The organism is Microbacterium sp. AK031 (assembly GCF_024807145.1).
Classification (GTDB): domain Bacteria; phylum Actinomycetota; class Actinomycetes; order Actinomycetales; family Microbacteriaceae; genus Microbacterium.
On record NZ_JANUCA010000001.1, the window covers coordinates 645,723 to 661,994 of the forward strand.

Consider the following 16,272-nt stretch of genomic DNA (forward strand, 5'->3'; position numbering starts at 1 on the left):
TCAAGACGCTGCCCCCGGTAGTTGAAGATTCTCCAGGGCCTGGCGCGCGGCACCGTGCAGGATCGCATCGGCGCCGGTCATGGCTGCTTCTATCCGCAGGTTCTGCGTGGCCAGGGGATGGCAGGCCTCGTACACGCGGCTGCGCACCGCCGCCAGGAACGGCTCTGAAGCGCTCATGCTTCCGGTCAGGAACACCGCGTGCGGGTTGAAGAAGTTCACGACGCCCGAAAGCGCCTGGCCGAGGTAGGTGCCCGCGGTGCGCACCAGTGTCGTCGCGACCGGATCGGCGTCGCGGGCGAGCGCCAGCACGTCGCCGACGGCGCGCACGTCGGTTCGGCCGAGGTCGTGCATCTGACGCACGAGACTCGCGCCGCTCGCGACGGTCTCCAGGCAGCCGGTGTTCCCGCAGGAGCAGGGGATGTCGCCACTGCCGTCGATACGGGTGTGCGTGATGTCGCCGGCTGCGGACGACGCGCCGCGGTGGACATGCCCGTCGACGATGATCCCGCTGCCGATGGCGGTGCCCGCTTTCACTGTGATGCTGTGCTTGGAGAGGCCGAACTGCGCACGGTGTTCGCCGAGCGCGGCGAGATTCGCATCGTTGTCGACCGTGACGGTGGCGCCGGTGAATCTGCCGCGAAGATGGTCTCCGACCCGGAATCCGGGCCACCCCGGCATTCTCGACGGCTGGTCGACCGCTCCGGTCTCGACGTTCACGGGACCGGGAAGGCTGACGCCGATAGCGCGGACGGGCGAGGTGTCGTGCTGGGTGAGCTCGTCGAACACGGTACAGACGATCGCGAGTGTCGGGGCGGGGCCTGCGGCGAGATCGACCTCGACGCTGCGCACCTCGAGCAGGGCGCCGCTGAGGTCGTGCTTTCCGATGCGAGCGTGTCGGCCGCCGAGATCCACGGTCAACACCGACCCGCCGTCGGATGCCGGTCGTAGAACTCGCGGTCGCCTACCGCCGCGAGACGTGCCGACGCCGTCTTCTTGGAGCAGTCCGGCGTCGATCAGAGACTGCACGCGCAGACCGACAGTGGAGGCGGCGATGCCCAGGCTGGATGCGAGCTCGCTGCGGGAGTGGGCATGTCCGCGCGTGACGAGGTCGAGGATCTGTCTGGTGTGCACGTCGTCCGGTGTGCGGGGCTGGGGGTGCGTCACGGGGTCTCCGGTCGTCGGGGGCGCGGACTGATGGTCGAGTGAGGTTTCACCCAGGTTACGAAGTATCACTGATCCGTAAACATCCGATGTCCAGCTTGCGGCGCGCGCCGGATCATGACACGGTAACTTTATACGAAATCCTACTAGGTTACTTCGATGGCCGAAATAACCTCTCTGAGTCCAAGGAGACATTCGATGAAGAAGATGCGCGTTGGCGCCGTGGCCGCAGTCACGGGTATCGCCGTTGCGATGACCGGCTGTGCCGGCACTGAAGGTTCGGCGAGCAATGGGGACGGCGACACGATCGTCGTCGACATGTGGTCTGGCAGCGAATCGGACACTGAGGCGCTGGAAGCGCAGATCGCAATCGCCCAGGAGCAGAATCCCGACATCGAGATCAAGCTGCAGACATCGCCGTGGAACGACTTCTTCACGAAGCTCACCACGAACATGGCCTCGGGCAACATGGCCTGCGTCACGGGCATGAGCGGCGCACAGCTCGGCGGATACACCGCCGGCTTCCGTGAGCTCTCCGACGAGGATCTGGAGACCGCCGGCATCGACAAGTCGGAGTTCACTCCCGGTTCGGACGGCATCCTCAGCTTCGGCGGCACGCTTTACGGCATGCCGTTCGACGTGTCAGCGATGCTCATGTTCTACAACCAGGACATGCTCGACGCCACGGGCGCCTCGACACCGGAGATCGGCTGGACGTTCGACGACTTCGAGCAGGTCGCCGCAGATGCCACGAAGGACGGCAAGCACGGCTTCGCGGTCGCCATGGGCGGCTATCAGTGGATGTCGCTCGCGATGTCGTACTCGGGCACGCAGCCTGCGTCCGAAGCCGGTGAGCTCGAGATCGACGCTCCGGCGTTCGTCGAGGCCGCAGAGTGGTACGCGAGCCTCACGGGCGACAAGAAGGTCGCAGCCCCGGTGGCATCCGCGTCGGACATGGGATGGGGTGAGAACCAGTACTCGGGCGGGAACGCCGCCATGGCAGTCGACGGCACGTGGAACGCCGTCAGCTATCTGCAGAACGACGCAGGCTTCGCTGCCGGCATGGCGCCGTTGCCTGCAGGCGCGAACGGCAGCACAAGCCCCGTTCTCGGCTCTGGCTACGGCATAGCGAAGGACTGTGAGAACCCAGAGGCCGCGCTGAAGGTCATGGGCTCGCTGCTCGGCACGGATGCGCAGGACTACATCGCGTCCTCCGGTCGCTCCTACCCGGCGCGCACCGAATCCCAGCCGCTGTACTTCGACTCGCTCGACGAGGAGTACCGCGACCAGGTGAAGTCAGTCTTCGAGGCCGCCTTCGAGAACACCGTCCCGCTGTACATGACGGACAACTGGGCGAAGCTCGAGAGCTACATCACTCCGAACCTCGTCAGCGTCTACAACGGCGATCTCGAGATGGGGCAGCTGCTGAGCGATGCGCAGTCCCAGTTCGGCAACTGAGTCAGGCCATCTGGATCCTGACGACCTGTAAGTAGGAAGAAACACGATGACGAGCACGACACGACGTCGGAACTCGCTCGCCAAGGTGGAGTCCCGCCAGGCGCTGGGGTTCGCAACCCCGGCCCTGGTGGGGCTCGCCCTGTTCACGATCGTCCCGGTGGGACTGTCGATCGTGATGAGCGTCTTCGACTGGCCTGCCTTCGGCGACCGGAACTTCAACGGAGCGGACAACTACGTCAAGCTGTTCACCGACAGCCCTGACTTCTGGCCGGCGCTGCGCAACTCCGCGATCTTCACGCTCTTGTACGTGCCGCTGAACATCGTGCTCTCGCTCGCTCTCGCGATCGGCCTCGGTCCGCGCATCCGCGGCCGTGGTGCATTGCGCGTGCTGTTCTTCATCCCCGTCGTCACGCCCATGGTCGCCAACGTCCTGGTGTGGAAGATGATCCTGCAGCCCCAGGGGCTGGTCAACGGGGTCTCCACGAGCGTCTTCGGCATCGAACTGCCCAACTTCCTCGCCGACCCTTCGTGGGCCATGGTCATGGTCGTCGCTATGAGCGTGTGGCAAGGACTCGGCTACAACATGCTGATCTTCTCGGCTGCCCTCGAGCAGCTACCCGACAGCGTCCTCGAAGCTGCAGCCATCGACGGGGCGCAGGGCCTCCGGCGGATCTGGAGCATCCTCATCCCGATGATCTCCCCGTCCATCTTCTTCGCCGCCGTCATGACCATGATCAGCGCGTTGCAGGTGTTCGCGCAGCCCCAGCTGTTGACGGGCGGTGGCCCTGGCAATGCCACCAAGCCACTCGTGATGTACATCTGGGAGCAGGGCTTCACCTTCGGCGATCTCGGACTCGCGGCCGCCGCGGCCTGGATTCTGTTCGCGATCATCATCGTGATCACCGGCATCCAGTTCGCCGCACAGAAGAAGTGGGTGCACTATGAGCACTGAGATCCTTTCGCAGCCTTCCGCCGTCGCCCCTGAGTCGGCTGTCACGCAGCGTTCGAGAGGTCGACGCTCTGCGCCGGTCGCGCCGAACTCTCGAGGCGCAGGGAGCACACCGGCAGCCAGGGTGCGACTCGTTCTCGCGCACGTCGGCATCTACATCGCGGCTCTCATCTTCGTCTCGCCGCTCGTCTACGCGTTCTTCTCGGCGCTCAAGCCGAATTCCGAGATGTTCTCCATGCCGCCGACTCTCATCGGATCGGAGATCCGGTGGAGCAACTTCGTGGACGTGTTCAACTACGGGCCGTTCCTCACGTACATCGGCAACTCGTTCCTCGTCGCGATCCTCGGGACCGCGGTGACGATCATCGTGTCCACCATGGCCGGCTACGCCTTCGGACGCCTGCGTTGGAAGGGACGCGACGCAGTCTTCATCCTGTTCCTCGCGACCATGATGGTGCCTGCCGAGGTGCTCGTCATCCCGATGTTCCAGGTCATGCAGTGGTTCGACTGGGTGAACACGTACCAGGCGCTCGTCCTGCCGTTCGCCTTCGGCGCCTTCGGCACGTTCCTGATGCGGCAGTTCTTCCGCGGCATCCCGTACGAGCTCGAGGAAGCGGCCCGCATCGACGGCGCAGGCCCCATCCGTACGTTCCTGCAGATCATCATCCCGCTCGCGAAGTCGTCGATCGCTGTGCTCACCGTATTCAGCTTCCTCTCGTTCTGGAACAGCTACCTGTGGCCGCTCATCGTCACGGTGGACTACGACGCCCTGGGCACACTGCCGGTCGGACTCGCGAGCTTCTCCGGTCTCACCGGCACCCGCTGGGATCTGCAGATGGCTGCGGCGATCATCTCGATGATCCCCACGACGGTCCTGATCATCGCGTTGCAGAAGCACCTGGTCAAAGGCATCGCCATGGCCGGGCTCGGGGGGCGCTGAGTTCGACCATGACCAAGGAACAGGGAACCACCATGCCCGTTGCACGCACCCCATCCGAGGGCGCGGCCGTACTCGGCCTCGACATCGGGGGGACGAAGATCGCAGCGCTGCTGATCGACGACCACGGCGCCATCGTCGCGCGCGGCGTCGTGCCGGCTCCAGCCCAGCAGGGGGGAATCGCGATGGCGGACGTCGCGGCCTCCCTTGCGATGCAGCTCTCCGACGAAGCCGGGCTCACGATCCGTGCTGTCGGTGTCGGAGCAGCGGGAGTCATCGACCACGAAAGCGGAACGGTCAGGGCGGCCTCCGAGATGTTCGTCGATTGGGCGGGTTTCCCCCTCGGCCCGGAGCTGACCGCTCGGCTCGACGTCCCCGTCCGCGTCGAGAACGATGTCAACGCGTTCCTGCTGGGTGAACTGGATCATGGATCGGCCTCCGGAACGGACGTTCTCGGTGTCATGCTGGGAACCGGTGTCGGAGGTGCTCTCGTCCTCGACGGTCAACTCCGCCATGGACCGCATGGCGCTGCAGGGGAGATCGGACATACCCCGGGATACAGCGATCTGCGGTGCACCTGCGGTCAGGTCGGACATCTCGAGACACTGGCTTCCGGAACATCCATCAACCTGCGCTACGCGGAGCGTGCGGGTGAGCCGGAACTGTCTGCCAGAGAGGTCGCCGATCGCGCCAGAGCCGGCGATCGGATCGCCGCCGCCGTGTTCGCGGACGCAGGGCGCGCCCTCGCCCTCGCCTGCGTGAGCGCAGCCGGCATCCTCGACCTGGATACAGCAGTGGTCGGCGGCGGCGTGGTACATGCCTGGGATCTGCTGCAGCCCGCCATCGATGCGACGCTCGCCACCGACTCACCCGTCTCAGGGGTCGCCATGACGATAGAACGAGCGACGCTGGGCGCGGATGCGGTCGCCCTCGGCGCGGCCGCCGCCGCGCGTCGCGCATTCTTCAACGCCCAAGGGCACACCACACGAACACCTGTCCTCGAAGGAGAAGCGGCGTGAACGCACGACCGGACGCACACCAGATCTGGATGGGGCCGCTGAGCCCCATCGCTGAAGGCGGGCTCGCCCGGCCCCGCATCGGCATCGGCGGCATCTCCATCGAATCGAGCACATTCTCACCGCATGTTTCGGGAGACGAGGCGTTCACCGTCCGCACCGGAGCCGAACTGCGCGCGTACTACCCGTTCCTCGACGCAGGGCGGGAACTCGCCGATGCCGCGGAGTGGGTGCCGCTCGTGCATGGCCGGTCTCTTCCCGGCGGCGCGGTCGACCCCGGCACGTACCGGCGGATGAAGGACGCCATCGTCGCGGGTATCCGTGAACAGGGGCCGTTCGACGGCTTCTTCTTCGACATCCACGGCGCCATGAGTGTCATCGGAATGGTGGATGCTGAAGGCGATCTCGCCCGTGCCGTGCGCAACGCACTGGGACCAGACACCCTGATCTCCACGTCGATGGATCTGCATGGTAACGTCTCTGAAGCGCTCCGCGACGAAGTCGATCTCCTCACGTGCTACCGGATGGCGCCGCACGAGGACTGGCTGAACACCAAAGAACGCGCGGTCCACAGCCTTCTCGCGCGCCTACGCGGTGCGGACGGCGGCGATCCGCTGCGCCGTCGCCCGCTGAAGGCGTGGGTACCGGTGCCGGTCCTTCTCCCCGGCGAGAAGACCAGTACGCGCCTGGAGCCGGCGCGCGGCATCTATGCGCAACTGCCAGAGATCGAGAAGCTCGACGGCGTGGTGGATGCATCGGTGTGGATCGGCTACGCATGGGCGGATGAGCCCCGGTGCCAAGCCTATGTGGTGGTCACCGGCGACGACCGGGAGGTCATCACCCGCGAATCCGAGCGTGTGGCGCGGATGTTCTGGGATGCGCGAGAGGACTTCGTGTTCGTGGCGGAGACCGCCACGTTGGACGGCGCGCTGGCCAAGGCACTCAGTGCCGACGCCGCGCGTCCGTATGTGATCTCGGATTCCGGAGACAATCCGACCGCCGGCGGAGCAGGGGATGTGACCTGGACGCTCGGCGAGCTTCTCGAGCGGACGGAGCTCGTCGACGGCACGCGCATGACGCTCGTGGCATCCATCTTCGACAGCGAGGCCGTCGCTGCCGCCGTCCAGGCCGGCGTGGGGGAGACCGTCACTCTCACAGCCGGCGCACGCGTCGATGACGGGCCGCGCGGCCCTCTGCAGATCACCGGCCAGATCTTCTCGATCACCGACGGCGATCTTGATGCCGGCACCCAGGTGGTCATCGCCGTCGGCGGGCTCCACACGATCATCACCCAGCGACGCAAGCCGTTCCATCGCCTCGATGATTTCCGCATGCTCGGTCTCGACCCCGAGAACGCCGACATCGTCGTCGTGAAGATCGGCTACCTCGAGCCGGAGCTGTACGACCTGGCGGCGGATTGGACGCTGGCGCTCACGCCCGGCGGCGTCGACCAGGACCTTCTGCGGCTCGGACACCGCCACCTCGCCGCCGGCGTCTACCCGTTCGACCCCGCCGGAAGTCCGGCGCTCACAGCGGTCGTCGGCCGTCGTGGAGAGGAGTCACACGCATGCTGAACTTCGAGAAGCGCACCGGACCGGACCTCGGTTCCGCGGCGCCGACATACCCGAGCAACGCTGTGCCCGAGTGGTTCCGCGATGCGAAACTCGGCTTCTTCGTGCACTGGGGTCTGTACTCCGTGCCCGCATGGGCAGTGGCTCATCCGGAGGGCGGCGTCCCGACCGAGGACTCCTATGCATGGCACCAGTACGCGGAGTGGTACGGCAACACGGTGCGGATCACCGGGAGCCCGACGTGGCAGCGGCATCAGGAGCTCTACGGGCCGGGTCGCTCGTACGAGGACCTCGCCGACCTCTGGGATGCGTCGGCTTTCGATGCGGATGCGTTCGTCGGCGAGCTGATCGGTGCAGGAGCCAAGTACATCGTCCCCACGACCAAACACCACGAGGGGTTCTGCCTCTGGGACACGCAGACGACAGGCTTCAACTCCGCCGCGCGTGGCCCGCGTCGCGACTTGATCTCCGAGTTCCACGATGCCGCGCGGCGGGCCGGCGCGCGTTTCGGGGTGTACTACTCCGGCGCGCTGGACTGGCACGTGAGCGACTTCCCACCGATCGAGTCCGACACCGATCTGTTCCGATTCCGGCGCAACGATGACGCATTCGCTCGGTATTCGGCTGCGCAGCTGGACGAGCTCATCCAGCGCTTCGCCCCTGACGTGCTGTGGAACGACATCGAGTGGCCGGACGGCGGCAAGGGACGCGATGATCACGCCGTGGCAGCACTGCTGTCGCGCTACTTCGACGCGAAGCCCGATGGCGTCGTCAACGATCGCTGGGGAGTTCCGTACCACGGGTACCTCACCCGTGAATACACCCACGTGGACGAGATCCTGCCTGAGCCGTGGGAGTCCACGCGCGGCCTCGGCTACTCATTCGGCTTCAACCAGGCCGAAGACGACAGCCACACGCTCTCCGGTCCCGAACTCATCCGGATGCTGGTCGACGTCGTCTCCAAGAACGGAAACCTCCTAATCAACGTCGGACCCGCTGCCGACGGCTCGATCCCCGAGCTGCAACGGGCCACGATGCGCGAGCTCGGCGCATGGCTGAGCGTCAACGGCGAAGCCGTCTACGGCACCCGCCCGTGGATCCGCTTCGGCGAGGAGGTCGGCGCTCCGCGTCGTTATACGCAGTCGGATGCCGGCGTGCATGTGCATGCTCTGGATCCGGGCGTCGGCGAACTGGCATTGCCGGCCGAGTTGGCAAGCGCTGGCGATGCCCGTTGGGCGGACGGCGCTACTGTCGACGTGAGCGCCCGCCAGGACGGCACCTCGATCGTGGCGATCCCTGACGCGCTGCGCGCACAGCCGGTGGCGGTGTTCACGGTTCCGCGCCCATGATCGCCGTCGAGATCGCCGTTCAGGACGCCTCGGGCGCGCGGACGGCGTTCGAGAACGGCGCTGACCGCGTCGAGCTGTGTCAGGCGCTTGCCGAGACAGGCGGTCTGACGCCGTCGTCCGGCACGATAGACGCGGTGTGCGAGGCGGCGGGCGACGGAACCCGTGTCGCCGTCCTCGTGCGCCCTCGTCCGGGTGGATTCGTGTACGCCGCGGAGGAGATCGCCCTTGTCAGCGCCGACATCCGTGACTGCGTCCGCCGTGGTGCGGGCGGCATCGTCGTCGGCGCTCTCCTTCCCGACGGAGGTGTCGATCGCGACGCGCTGCGCCGATGGAAGGATGCCGCCGGCGATGCCGAGTTCGTCTTCCACCGTGCGATCGACACGCTCGCCGATCCCGCTGCGATCCTCGATGAGCTCGCGGTGCTCGGTGTGGATCGCATATTGACCTCTGGCGGTGCCGCGCGCAGCATCGACGGAATCGATGTGCTTGCAGCGCTTGCTCGGCAGTCGGCGGGGCGGCTGCAGATCATGGCCGGCGGCGGTGTGCGCATCGAGGACATTCCAGAACTGGTGGGAGCCGGCGTCGACGCCGTGCACCTCTCCGCGCGCAGTCGGTCGGCGAACACGGCACCGAGCGGACCCGGCGGCGGTGACACCGGCTTCGACGTCACTGATTCTTCGCTCGTGGCCGCCGCGACGCACGCTGTCAGGGGCGGGTGAGCTCCTCCAGCACCTCGATCACGTGTCGGTAGGGTTTGCCGGTCGCCCGAGTCATGCCGATCTCGCAGGTCCGGTTCGCCGACACGAATGCGTCGAAGCCGTCGCGCTCGGCATCTGCAGCCGACACCTCGGCGGATTCGACGGCCGTGGCGCTCTCGGACAGCTCCGGGTGCAGCATCCCTCGGTCGCCGGCGAAGGCGCAGCATCCCCAACCCTCCGGGACATAGACCTCTGCTGCCACAGCTGAGGCGAGCGCCGTGAGCGCGCCGGTCGCCCCGAGCGCTGTCGTGGAGCACGTGGGGTGCACCGCGATCGAGTCCAGTTTCGAGGTCACCGTGAGGCGGGGCAGCACCTCCCGGGCGACATAGGTGGTGGCATCCTCGATGCGGAGCCCGGCGTACTCCGGGTACTCGGCCACCGACTTCGACAGCATCACGTGCAGTCCCTCGGTGCAGGAGGCCGCGTCGCACACCACCGGCAGCTCCCCACCGCGACTTGCTTCCCAGAGCGATGCGAGCACACGTCGGGTCATCCGGTCGTAACCGGACAGATGTCCCTTCGACTTCCACGGCGTACCGCAGCACAGTCCACCTGCGTCTTCCGGGATGACGACAGGGATGCCGGCACGATCCAGCAGGGTACCCAGTGCTTCACGCGATCCGTGACCGTCGCCCTCCGGACCGAACATCGTGCCGATGCATGCGCCGAAGAACACAGCTTGCGCGTCGGCAGGCGTCGTGGGCCGCGGCGCCTTCGTGCCGCCGCGGGGGAGCCCGGCGTCGTAGAGCGGCATCGTGTCCGCGCCGAGTACGGCGCGGCCCAGCTGGGTGACACCCGTGACGAGAGGGGCGGGCAGCGCATCCGCGACAGTCAGCGCCATCCCGCCGATGCGGGTCACCGCACTCCATCCCCTCGCCGCAGCATCCCAGATGCCGTCCTCGATCTTCGAAGCCTCCTCGGCGCGCAGTCGGCGCACCAGATCGCCGGTGTTGATGTCGACGGGGCACGCGACGCCGCACATTCCGTCGACGGCGCAGGTCTGCACACCCTCATAGTCGTAGTCGGCGCGCAGTTCGTTCAGCAGCTCGGTGTCGCCCTGCTCCTCCGCCCACGCCATGTCACGACGCAGGACGATGCGCTGACGCGGCGTGAGCGTGATGTCCTTGCTGGGGCAGGTCGGCTCGCAGTAGCCGCATTCCACACAGCGGTCCACCTCGCTCTCGACGGTCGGCACGCGCTTGAGATCCTGCAGATACGACTCGGCATCATCGGAGAGCACTACGCCCGGATTCAGGATGCCGTCCGGGTCGATCAGACGTTTGATGTCCCACATGATGTCGGTGAGGAAATCGCCGTACTGACGTCTGACGAACGGCGCCATGATCCGCCCCGTGCCGTGTTCGGCTTTGAGCGATCCGCCCTGTGCCAGCACGAGATCGACGAGATCCGCGGTGAAGAGGCGGTATCGCGCGACGCTCGCGGGATCGTCGAAACGCTCATTGAGCAGGAAGTGGACGTTGCCGTCCTTGGCGTGGCCGAAGATCACCGAGCCTTCATAGTCATGCTTCGCGAACAGTGCGATGAGCTGCTCGCACGTGGTGAGCAGCCGGTCCACCGGGACCACGATGTCTTCGAGCAGCGCAGTGGTGCCGGAAGGGCGAGCACCGGCCACCGCCGTGTAGAGGCCCTTGCGCACCGTCCACAGCGACGCCCGCTCGCCGGCATCGGTCGTGAGGGTCGGCGGGGCGGCAAGCGGTAGGGTTGCGAACTCCCCGATGGCGCCATCGCTTGCCGTCGCGAACTCCTCGGCGCTGGATGCGTGCACCTCGACGAGCAGAGCAGCGTGGTCGTGCACATCGATCCCTGCGATCGCAGTCGGCACGTCGCTGAGTCCCTGCGCGACGCGGAGAGATGCCGCATCCATCAGCTCGATCGTCGCGAGGCCCTGGGCCACGAGGCCAGGCAGCGCCGCCATGGCGTCGGCGAGGGTCTCGAACACGAGCAGTCCCGTCGCGATCTGCGGGCGGATCTCGATAGTGCGGAAACGGGCTTCGGCGACGAACGCCAGGGTCCCCTCGGAGCCGATCACCAGGTGCTCGAGAATGCGCACGGGGTCGTCGAAGTCGAGAAGGGCGTTGAGCCCATATCCCATCGTGTTCTTCATCGAGAACTGTCGTCGGATGAATGCCGCATCGTCGGGGGAGCCGAGCAGACGCTCGCGAAGCGCGCGCAGACCGTCGGCGATGTCCGGTTCCGCAGCCTGCAGCTGTGACAGCGCATCTGGTGCGCCGGTGTCGAGGATCGTGCCGCTCGGCAGCACCAGGAGCAGCGACTCGATGGTCTGATACGAGTTCTCTGTCACGCCGCACGCCATACCGCTGGAGTTGTTCGCGATCACACCGCCGATCGTGCATGCGATCTCGCTCGCCGGGTCAGGTCCGAGCTTGCGCCGGTACCGGGCGAGCCGGGTGTTGACCTGGCGGACGGTCGCTCCTGGACCGAGGCGAACCGAGCGCCCGTCGTCTTCGATGCGGACGTCGCGGAAGTGACTGCGGGTGTCCACCAGGATGTCGCCGGAGACGGCCTGGCCGGACAGACTCGTGCCCCCGGATCGGAACGTCAGCGTGCGGCCGGCAGCGCGCACCGCGGCGAAAGCATCGGCCACACCGGTGGCATCAGCGGGTGTCAGAACGGCATCCGGGATGAGCAGATAGTGCGATGCATCGTGAGCGCGCGCAAAGCGGTCGATCGAGCGGGAACTGAGCGTGGTGGTCGTGCCCAGCAGTGCAGTGTCCAGCGGATGCGCGAGTGTCGTCGACACGAGGCTCCTAATATTGTCTGACAAGAATACTGGAGAGTATAGTCTCGTTTAGGCTGGATGACATGACCCTCGAGGATCGTTCACTCGGTGTCGTCGGCATCGTCGACGCCGTCACCCGCCGACTGCGTGCGCGGATCCTTGCAGGGGAGATCGCCGGACACACGGCGCTCACCGAGGCGAAGGTGTCGGACCTGTTCGGCGTGGCCAGGCCGAGCGCGAAAGCCGCCATCGAGCAGCTCGTCGCCTCCGGATTGCTCATTCGCACTGCGCACCGCAGCGCGCGCGTCGTTGCGATCGACGCGGAGATGGTGCGCGATGTCTACCGCACCCGCACGAGACTGGAGAGCGCTGCTCTGCGGGAACTCGCTGCGGTGAGGACGGTGCCGGCGGGTGCCGCCGACGCCAATGCGGAGATGCTGCGGATGCCGGCGGGGCCGAGCCCGGAGACGGTAGATCCCGACCTTCGCTTCCACACCGCGCTGATCGACGGCATCGCCAGCGAGCGCACCTCACGCATGTACCGCAGCGTGCTCGACGAAGTGCGCCTGTGCATGGCGCAGGTGCAGGGCAGGCGACTTCTCGACGCCGAGGTCATCGCCGGGCAACACGCCGAGATTCTGGATGCTGTCGCCATCGGTGACGGCGATCGAGCGGCCGAGCTGCTGGCCGCACACCTACGTTCGGCCGAAGAACGCCTCGTGGAGGCAGCGGGGGAGTAGGACTACTCGGTTTCCGTGTCAGCATCCTCCACCTGGATCGGAGCGTCGGCCGGGTCCGCCCAGACCGGAGCAGGCAGCAGCGTGTCGGTGGCGCCGCCCTGGATCGCGCGCAGGGCATCCGCGATCTCATCGGCGTTCTCCGGCACTGCCAGGCCGCAGGTGTTCAGTTCCGACGCGAACTTCAGAGTGAGCCGGATCTTGCCGGCCTCGATAGCCTCGGCGGTGGTGCCGGTGCGCTTCTCGCTGCCGGTCTGGATGTCCGACACCTCGTCGCAGACGTGATAGACCGCACCGCCATCGACCCATACGACCTCATCCTGCCCGAGCAGCTGGATGACGGTCGACTGGTCGGCGGTGTACTTCTCGACCGACGGCGGGTTGTAGTCGATGCCGAGCGCGACAGCCGCGACGGCGAGGACGACGCCGATGATCCCGGCCGTGGTCTTCTGGCCTTTATCCATGTCCTTGTTCAGGAAAATGAGGATGATCAACGGCAGGAACGCGACGACGGCGATGATGGCGCCGAGCTGATTCTGCACGAAGAACCGCACAGTGTCCGACTTCTTCGCGGGGTCGAGGCGGTTCGCCTTCTTCCAGAGGAATGAACCGATGATCGACAGTGCCGCGATCACGACGAGTGCGACGATGAGCGTGATGAACGCCCACTGCGGGAACTGCGCCGTGACGTTCTGCTCCTCCAGAAGACCGGTGTCGGGGTTGCGGACGAGTCCGCCGTCCTCGCCGACGAACTCCCGCTGACGAAGAAGCCAGAAGATCGCCACGGCCTCGGCCGCGATGGCGACGAACCACAGTACGGCGGCGATCCACCGCAGCGTCGTGGCCTTCTTCTTCGACTCGAGTGTCGGCTTCCACTCCGATGCGGCTGTGCCGTCAGCATCTGTCGCCGATGATTCGACGGCCTTCTCATTGCGCTCAGCCACGGTGAGTCCCTTCTGTCTGTGAACGCCCTGAGCATATCGGTCGCGGTGAGGCGTCGCTACGCTGGAGGCATGACATCTGATGCTGACGACGCTCTCACCTGGGAGGGCGATGACGATCGGCCGACGCAGAAACCCGCGCCAGAACCCGAGAAGAAGGCAGCGCTGCCGCGGGGCTGGAAAGCAGTGGGCAGACGCAGCGAGACCGTGGGGCGGATCGAAGAAGACGGCACAGTCAGCGATCCGGCCGAGCGCCCGCCGCTCAGCACGCCGATGCTGCTGCTGATCGGCATCGTCGGTGGCATCTACCTGCTGTACACCGTCGGCTGGATTGTCGGTGGGCTCACGCTGCATGGCAGCGCGATGTTCCTCATACCCGACGTGATGTACCAGATCGCCCTGTGGGCCGCCGTACTCGCTCCCGTGCTCTGGTTCGGCGCGGTGTGGATACTCACCAGAAGTTCGGCATCCTGGGTGCGCGTAGCCGGGCTCCTCGGCGGTGTGCTTCTGCTCGTGCCGTGGCCGTTCGTGATGACCGGGGCGGTGGGCGCATGACCGAGAACGTCGTTTCCTCGAGGCAGCCCCTCGGCCGGTGGAAGAGTGTCATCGTCGGCGTCGCGGGGCTGTTCTACGCCTATGCGGTCTGGAATGCCCTGGCCTACGTGTTCACCGTGGCACCCGTCGGGATCAACGCATACGGGTGGTTCATACTGATCTTCTCCGTGCTGTTCCCGATCCTGGTGTTCGTCGTTGTGTACGCGCTCGGCCGGCGCCGTACCGCAGGCGAACTCACGATCGCCATGATCGCCGGGCTGGCACTGGTCGCTGTGTTCTGGATGAACGTGGCTGCACTCAGCATGCTCACCACCTCGTTCCTCTCGCCCTGACCACCCGGCGTCACACGGCACGGGACGGTGTGCGCGCTCGGGTAAGGTTGACACGATCGCGCCCCGACGGTGTGCGGCGCATCGATCCCCACCCGCGCGTACTCACGCTCACCCCGAAGGATCCTCTGTGCCGAAGACAACCGCGCCGAAGCCCGTCGTGCTCATTGCCGAAGTTCTCTCGCCCGCCACGATCGAGGCGCTCGGGCCCGACTTCGACGTCCGTCAGGTCGACGGTACGGATCGCGCGGCGCTCTTCTCGTCGCTCGCGGACGCTGATGCCGTGCTCGTGCGCTCTGCGACGAAGATCGACGCGGAGGCACTGAGCCACGCGCCGAAGCTCAAGGTCGTCGCACGTGCCGGTGTCGGACTCGACAACGTCGACATCCAGGCATCCACCAAGGCCGGCGTCATGGTCGTGAACGCGCCGACCTCGAACATCATCTCCGCTGCCGAGCTCACCTGCGGCCACGTCCTCAGCCTCGCCCGTCACGTGCCCGCCGCACATGCTTCGCTCGCGGCCGGCCAGTGGAAGCGCAGCGCCTACACGGGCACCGAACTCTTCGAGAAGACTCTCGGTATCGTCGGCCTCGGTCGGATCGGTGCGCTGGTCGCCGCCCGTATGCAGGGCTTCGGTATGAGGGTCGTCGCCTTCGATCCCTACATCACGAGCGCACGCGCCCAGCAGCTCGGCGTCGAGCTGCGCACGCTCGACGAGCTCGTCGCCGAGGTGGACTTCCTCACGATCCACATGCCGAAGACACCGGAGACCACCGGAATGATCGGCGCCGAGCAGTTCAAGGCCATGAAGAAGTCCGCCTACGTCATCAACGTCGCCCGGGGCGGCCTGATCGACGAGACTGCGCTGCGCGAAGCGCTGGTGGCCGGCGAGATCGCAGGCGCGGGCCTCGACGTCTTCACCTCTGAGCCGCCGGCTGAGGGGAGCTCAGCGCGTGAGTTGCTGGATCTGCCCAACGTCATCGTCACCCCGCACCTGGGGGCGTCCACCGACGAGGCGCAGGAGAAGGCCGGCGTCTCGGTGGCTCGCTCTGTCAAGCTCGCGCTCGAGGGCGACCTGGTTCCGGATGCGGTCAATGTCGCAGGCGGCGTGATCGATCCTTTCGTACGCCCCGGCATCGCCCTCGTGGAGAAGCTCGGCCAGGTCTTCAGCGGCCTGACCACCTCGGCCCTGACGAGCCTCGACATCGAGGTCCGCGGCGAACTCGCCGACTACGACGTCAGCGTCTATCGTCTGGCTGCCCTCAAGGGCGTGCTGTCCAACGTCGTCAGCGAGAACGTCTCGTACGTGAACGCACCGCTCTTCGCCGAGCAGCGCGGCATCGAGGCGCGCCTGATCGTCGAGAAGGAAAGCCCTGAGTACCGCAATCTGACGACGCTGCGCGGCGCTCTCGCCGACGGCACCGTGCTGACGGTCGCAGGCACGCTTGCCGGCACGCGGTTGGTGCAGAAGATCGTGGGCATCAACGGGCACGACATAGAGGTGCCGATCGAGACGCATCACATCGTGATGCAGTACACCGATCGCCCCGGGATCGTCGCGGTCTACGGGCAGAAGTTCGGCGAAGCCGGCATCAATATCGCCGGTATGCAGGTCGCGCGCCGTGAAGCCGGTGGCCAGGCGCTCACCGTACTCACGGTCGACTCGCGCGTGCCGGAGGATCTGCTGGCAGAGGTGGGCGAAGCCATCGACGCGAAGGTGATCCGCTCGATCGAGATCACCGAGGTCTGA

At 66.4% G+C, this 16,272-nt stretch carries 14 protein-coding genes; 11 read left to right on the top strand and 3 right to left on the bottom strand.

The genetic code is table 11. From position 1 onward, the window contains the following. Positions 1-1,164 (bottom strand): ROK family transcriptional regulator, encoded by a 1,164-nt coding sequence (locus tag HDC95_RS03035; protein WP_259061697.1) that lies wholly within the window; start codon positions 1,162-1,164, stop codon positions 1-3. A gap of 195 nt (positions 1,165-1,359) precedes the next feature. Between HDC95_RS03035 and HDC95_RS03040 the strand changes: the two genes are divergently transcribed. From HDC95_RS03040 to HDC95_RS03070, 7 genes are read left to right on the top strand one after another with little or no spacing between them, the layout of a single operon-like run. Further along, the gene (locus HDC95_RS03040; protein ID WP_259061698.1) at positions 1,360-2,619 is read left to right on the top strand and encodes an ABC transporter substrate-binding protein; all 1,260 of its coding nucleotides are present in this window, start codon (positions 1,360-1,362) and stop codon (positions 2,617-2,619) included. 46 nt (positions 2,620-2,665) lie between these two features. Beyond that, positions 2,666-3,571, top strand: coding sequence for a carbohydrate ABC transporter permease (locus tag HDC95_RS03045; protein ID WP_259061699.1), 906 nt, complete (start codon positions 2,666-2,668; stop codon positions 3,569-3,571). Then, positions 3,561-4,508: a carbohydrate ABC transporter permease gene (locus HDC95_RS03050; protein WP_259061700.1), complete on the top strand. Its 948-nt coding sequence runs from the start codon at positions 3,561-3,563 to the stop codon at positions 4,506-4,508. The genes HDC95_RS03045 and HDC95_RS03050 overlap by 11 nt, the downstream gene beginning before the upstream one ends. Positions 4,509-4,516: 8 nt before the next feature. After that, complete coding sequence (locus HDC95_RS03055; RefSeq protein WP_259061701.1) at positions 4,517-5,524, top strand: ROK family protein; 1,008 nt, start codon at positions 4,517-4,519, stop codon at positions 5,522-5,524. 29 nt (positions 5,525-5,553) lie between these two features. Then, a complete protein-coding gene (locus HDC95_RS03060; protein ID WP_310503232.1) occupies positions 5,554-7,095 on the top strand; it encodes a M81 family metallopeptidase in 1,542 nt (513 codons plus the stop codon). Next, complete coding sequence (locus HDC95_RS03065) at positions 7,089-8,441, top strand: alpha-L-fucosidase (RefSeq protein WP_259061703.1); 1,353 nt, start codon at positions 7,089-7,091, stop codon at positions 8,439-8,441. Before HDC95_RS03060 ends, HDC95_RS03065 begins: the two co-directional genes overlap by 7 nt. Further along, entirely contained in the window at positions 8,438-9,160 is a 723-nt protein-coding gene (locus HDC95_RS03070) for a copper homeostasis protein CutC (RefSeq protein WP_259061704.1), read from the top strand. The genes HDC95_RS03065 and HDC95_RS03070 overlap by 4 nt, the downstream gene beginning before the upstream one ends. Here the strand turns inward: HDC95_RS03070 and HDC95_RS03075 are convergent. Next, the gene (locus HDC95_RS03075; RefSeq protein ID WP_259061705.1) at positions 9,147-11,981 is read right to left on the bottom strand and encodes an FAD-binding and (Fe-S)-binding domain-containing protein; all 2,835 of its coding nucleotides are present in this window, start codon (positions 11,979-11,981) and stop codon (positions 9,147-9,149) included. The genes HDC95_RS03070 and HDC95_RS03075 overlap by 14 nt on opposite strands. 62 nt (positions 11,982-12,043) lie before the next feature. On the opposite strand from HDC95_RS03075, the gene HDC95_RS03080 reads away from it, so the two are divergent. Further along, a complete protein-coding gene (locus HDC95_RS03080) occupies positions 12,044-12,700 on the top strand; it encodes a GntR family transcriptional regulator (RefSeq protein WP_259061706.1) in 657 nt (218 codons plus the stop codon). A 2-nt stretch (positions 12,701-12,702) separates the two neighbouring features. On the opposite strand, the gene HDC95_RS03085 is transcribed toward HDC95_RS03080, so the two are convergent. Continuing rightward, a complete protein-coding gene (locus HDC95_RS03085) occupies positions 12,703-13,641 on the bottom strand; it encodes a hypothetical protein (RefSeq protein ID WP_259061707.1) in 939 nt (312 codons plus the stop codon). A 69-nt stretch (positions 13,642-13,710) separates the two neighbouring features. On the opposite strand from HDC95_RS03085, the gene HDC95_RS03090 reads away from it, so the two are divergent. The 3 genes from HDC95_RS03090 (at position 13,711) to serA (ending at position 16,272) form a co-directional block, all read left to right on the top strand. Then, positions 13,711-14,193 carry a hypothetical protein gene (locus HDC95_RS03090; protein ID WP_259061708.1) on the top strand — a complete coding sequence of 161 codons (483 nt, stop codon included), beginning with the start codon at positions 13,711-13,713 and terminating at the stop codon, positions 14,191-14,193. Beyond that, entirely contained in the window at positions 14,190-14,525 is a 336-nt protein-coding gene (locus HDC95_RS03095) for a hypothetical protein (protein ID WP_259061709.1), read from the top strand. Before HDC95_RS03090 ends, HDC95_RS03095 begins: the two co-directional genes overlap by 4 nt. 127 nt (positions 14,526-14,652) lie before the next feature. Beyond that, a complete protein-coding gene (serA, locus tag HDC95_RS03100; protein ID WP_259061710.1) occupies positions 14,653-16,272 on the top strand; it encodes a phosphoglycerate dehydrogenase in 1,620 nt (539 codons plus the stop codon).

Bases quoted from the DNA above. Each gene is read 5' to 3' on its own strand.
- HDC95_RS03055 (WP_259061701.1), top strand. From the start codon at position 4,517: ATGACCAAGGAACAGGGAACCACCATGCCCGTTGCACGCACCCCATCC.
- HDC95_RS03060 (WP_310503232.1), top strand. From the start codon at position 5,554: ATGGGGCCGCTGAGCCCCATCGCTGAAGGCGGGCTCGCCCGGCCCCGC.
- HDC95_RS03070 (WP_259061704.1), top strand. From the start codon at position 8,438: ATGATCGCCGTCGAGATCGCCGTTCAGGACGCCTCGGGCGCGCGGACG.
- HDC95_RS03065 (WP_259061703.1), top strand. From the start codon at position 7,089: ATGCTGAACTTCGAGAAGCGCACCGGACCGGACCTCGGTTCCGCGGCG.
- HDC95_RS03050 (WP_259061700.1), top strand. From the start codon at position 3,561: ATGAGCACTGAGATCCTTTCGCAGCCTTCCGCCGTCGCCCCTGAGTCG.
- HDC95_RS03040 (WP_259061698.1), top strand. From the start codon at position 1,360: ATGAAGAAGATGCGCGTTGGCGCCGTGGCCGCAGTCACGGGTATCGCC.
- HDC95_RS03095 (WP_259061709.1), top strand. From the start codon at position 14,190: ATGACCGAGAACGTCGTTTCCTCGAGGCAGCCCCTCGGCCGGTGGAAG.
- HDC95_RS03090 (WP_259061708.1), top strand. From the start codon at position 13,711: ATGACATCTGATGCTGACGACGCTCTCACCTGGGAGGGCGATGACGAT.
- HDC95_RS03080 (WP_259061706.1), top strand. From the start codon at position 12,044: ATGACCCTCGAGGATCGTTCACTCGGTGTCGTCGGCATCGTCGACGCC.
- HDC95_RS03045 (WP_259061699.1), top strand. From the start codon at position 2,666: ATGACGAGCACGACACGACGTCGGAACTCGCTCGCCAAGGTGGAGTCC.